The following is a 3973-nucleotide window of genomic DNA, read 5'->3' as shown; positions in this document are numbered from 1 at the left end:
TTTGCCTTTGAAGGATGTTCATGTAAATATTCAGCAATTGCCCAAGCTATTGAAATTCCATCGTAGGTACTTGTTCCTCGTCCAATTTCATCTAATAACACCAAACTTCTTTCGGAAATATTATTCAAAATACTTGCGGTCTCATTCATCTCTACCATAAAAGTAGATTCGCCCATTGAAATATTATCACTGGCACCAACGCGGGTAAATATTTTATCTACAACACCAATTCTAGCATTTTGTGCAGGTACATAACTTCCCATTTGTGCCAATAAAACAATTAAAGCAGTCTGACGTAAAATAGCGGATTTACCACTCATATTTGGACCGGTAATCATAATAATTTGTTGTAAATTTCTATTTAGAACAACATCATTTGCAATATATTCTTCGCCAATTGGTAACTGCTTTTCAATTACAGGGTGACGTCCATTTTTTATTTCTAAATCGGTGCTTTCATCAATTTGTGGTCGTACATAGTTATTGTACTTGGCAAGTTCAGCAAACGACAGCAAACAATCTATCTGAGCTATTAATTGTGCGTTTAACTGTATCGGCTGAATGTAATCCAATAAATTGCTAATTAGTTCGGCAAAAAGCTCGTGTTCAAGCTTGCCGATTTTTTCTTCTGCCCCTAAAATCTTAGTTTCGTATTGTTTTAATTCTTCCGTAATATAGCGTTCGGCATTTACCAACGTTTGCTTACGAATCCAATCTTCCGGAACTTTATCTTTATGTGAGTTCCGAACTTCAATATAATATCCAAAAACGTTATTAAATGCTATCTTTAATGAAGTAATTCCAGTGCGTTCAATTTCACGCGCCAACATAGCGTCTAAATAATCTTTTCCTGAAGTTGAAATAGCTCTTAATTCGTCTAATTCTGTTGAAACTCCAATTGCAATTGCGTTCCCTTTATTAATATTTACAGGCGCATCTTCGTTTAAAGTTTTAGTTATTTTTTCACGAAGTGCATTGCAATTTTGTAATTGTTCTCCAATAATTTTTAATGAAACATTATCACTATTTTCAGCGGCTTCTTTTATTGGAATTATAGCATTTAGTGAGTTTTTTAACAACACTACTTCACGTGGATTTACTTTCCCTGTTGCTACTTTTGAAACCAAACGCTCAATATCACTTATTTGCTTTATTTGATAGGTTGAAAGTTCTAAGAAATCATCATTATCTATTAGATATTTTACAATTTCGTGACGTTTTTTAATTCGGTTTATATCTTTTAAAGGCAATGCTAACCAACGTTTTAATAAACGTCCGCCCATTGGCGAGATAGTTTTATCAATAACATCTAGCAAGGTAACTGCATTTACAGAAGTTGAATTGTATAATTCCAAATTCCGGATAGTAAAACGATCCATCCACACATAATTATCTTCAGAAATTCTATTAATTACCGAAATATGCTCTAATTTGTTATGCTGTGTTTCAGATAAATAATACAACACCGCACCGGAAGAAATAATGCCTTCGTGTAAATCATCAACACCAAAACCTTTTAGGGTTTTTACTTTAAAATGATTGGTTAATGTTTCTAATGCATATTCTGATTGAAAAATCCAATCTTCTAAATAAAAAGTATAAAAACGGTCGCCAAACAACTCTAAAAACTTGTTTTTATGTTGTTTTTGAACCAAAACCTCACTTGGATTGAAATTTTGAAGCAGTTTATCTATGTATTCACTATTTCCCTGGGCTGTTAAAAACTCACCTGTTGAAACATCTAAAAACGAAATTCCTAATTGTTTTTTTCCAAAGTGAATTGCTGCTAAAAAATTATTGGTTTTAGATTGTAAAACTTCGTCGTTTAGTGCTACTCCAGGAGTTACCAATTCTGTAACACCACGTTTTACAATAGTTTTTGTCATTTTTGGATCTTCTAACTGATCGCAAATGGCAACACGCATTCCAGCTTTTACCAACTTTGGTAAGTAGGTATTTAACGAATGATGCGGAAAACCAGCCAATGCAGTTTCTGTTTCACTTCCTGCACCTCGTTTGGTTAAAACAATACCTAAAACATGTGCCGCTTTTTTGGCATCTTCACCAAAAGTTTCGTAAAAATCACCTACTCTAAACAACAACATTGCATCAGGATATTTTACCTTAATTGCATTGTATTGTTTCATTAATGGTGTGACTTTCTTTGGTTTTGCTGCCAATTTTTTAGGAAATTAAGTTAGATTTGCGAAGTTACATTTTATATTTAAAATTACGAATTTCAAATTATGAATTACGAATTTTAATTTAGAATTCACAAATAGCAGATCCTTGATACCCAATACTAGATATTAAAAATAATGAGAAAATTAAAAAATAGTGAACTTGGAAGGTTAAATGTTGAAGACTTCAAAAAAACCGATAAAATTCCACTAATTGTAATTTTAGATAATATTAGAAGTTTAAACAATATTGGTTCCGTTTTTAGAACAAGTGATGCTTTTTTAATTGAAAAAATATATTTGTGCGGCATTACTGCGCAACCTCCTCATAAAGAAATTCATAAAACAGCTTTAGGCGCAACAGAATCTGTTGCTTGGGAATATGTTGAAGATACTTTAACTTTAGTTGAAAAGTTGAAAGGTGAAAAGGTTAAAATTCTTGCTATTGAACAAGCTGAAAACAGCACCATGTTGCAAGATTTTACAATAGAACCCAACCAAAAATATGCTGTAATTATGGGAAATGAAGTAAAAGGAGTACAGCAAAAAGTTGTTTCGGCAAGCGATTACTGTATTGAAATTCCACAATTTGGAACCAAGCATTCTTTAAATATTTCGGTGAGTTGTGGTGTTGTACTTTGGGATTTATTTAAAAAGTTTAGATTCTAATATCTATAAAATAGCTAATTTTTAGTGTCACCTATTTTGTTTTGAATAATTCTTAGTTTACAGTTATTCATTTTGTACAATTTCGAAACTACTGTAAAATCGGTAGATGTATTTATTTCATAAAAATAATTCAATTGCCATTTTTGGGCTTGTTCAGCTTGTTTATTTTTAACAACATCCCAATTTGGATACACTCGAAATGCTCTTTTCCCTTCTCTTTTTACTGTTGAAATTATTCCTTTTTTAATTAGTTCGGATTTAGGGAAAACAAATTGCCCAAACCTATTTTTAGTTCGCACATTTACAATATAAAAATCAAATAAGTCGGTTTCATTAAAAGGCTCTATGGAACCGTTTTTATGTCGTTTCCAAAATGTTACAAACTGTCCAGTTTTTTTAGGTGTAATTTTTGCACTTCTGCTTATTATATGTTGTCCATTCAATTTATATTGACAGGCATAATATGCTGAACTTTCTGTTTCAAATTTGAAGTCAGAAATTAGAAAGGCGCATTTATCGTAAATTACTGTTTTTATTTGTTTCAGATTATTGTCCATTTATTTTATTCCGATTGCTATTTTGATTTAGCTAATACTAACTACCAAATACTAGTTAAAAAAAATGAATTAATCTAACGGAACTAATTCTCTTCCTAATTGCGCTAAAAACGGGAAACCAACAGTATCATATTCATAAATACCATCATTATAAATTTTATTTTTATTTACATGAATAGTTGCCGTAATTATATATTTTTTTTTCGTTTTTGTGTTCTCTATAAACGCACAATCTGTTAAATAACCGTAAGCAAAACCAACTTTATTGTGTATCTTTATATGCGAAGGCATTGGTTCTTTAGAATCACCAAAAAGGAAAAACTTTACATAACTATCATAATATTCTTTTGAAGTATATCCCGCATCTTTGGGTAGTGTTGCCATTGTATTTATTAAAAAATTACGATCTTCTTCTGTTAGGTCAAATCTTTTTTCTTTTGGAAATAATTCTGGAAACACCAATTGTTTCATTAATTGATGTAAAGAAATTAAGGGCATATAGTTTTTTAAAGAGAAATCCATCGGTTTTTCCACTAAGCTATCACCAACTGTGTAACCAATTCCCTT

The 3973-nt window shown here is 31.1% G+C and carries 3 protein-coding genes and 1 pseudogene; 1 reads left to right on the top strand and 3 read right to left on the bottom strand.

The genetic code is table 11. From position 1 onward, the window contains the following. Nucleotides 1-2180, bottom strand: a 2180-nt coding sequence (gene mutS, locus AB1Z17_RS09640; protein ID WP_368051592.1) for a DNA mismatch repair protein MutS, incomplete at its 3' end; no start/stop codon positions are given. Between the two features lie 138 nt (nt 2181-2318). On the opposite strand from mutS, the gene AB1Z17_RS09635 reads away from it, so the two are divergent. Next, the gene (locus AB1Z17_RS09635) at nt 2319-2849 is read left to right on the top strand and encodes an RNA methyltransferase (RefSeq protein ID WP_368051591.1); all 531 of its coding nucleotides are present in this window, start codon (nt 2319-2321) and stop codon (nt 2847-2849) included. Nucleotides 2850-2863: 14 nt separating this feature from the next. Here the strand turns inward: AB1Z17_RS09635 and AB1Z17_RS09630 are convergent, their stop codons facing one another. Beyond that, the gene (locus AB1Z17_RS09630) at nt 2864-3406 is read right to left on the bottom strand and encodes a MepB family protein (RefSeq protein WP_368051590.1); all 543 of its coding nucleotides are present in this window, start codon (nt 3404-3406) and stop codon (nt 2864-2866) included. A gap of 69 nt (nt 3407-3475) precedes the next feature. After that, nucleotides 3476-3973, bottom strand: a pseudogene (locus AB1Z17_RS09625) (hypothetical protein); the annotation flags it as partial.

The organism is Lutibacter sp. (assembly GCF_040883305.1).
GTDB lineage: Bacteria > Bacteroidota > Bacteroidia > Flavobacteriales > Flavobacteriaceae > Lutibacter.
Note: the sequence above shows the minus strand (reverse complement) of the source record. Positions and strands in the feature narration are given on the sequence as shown.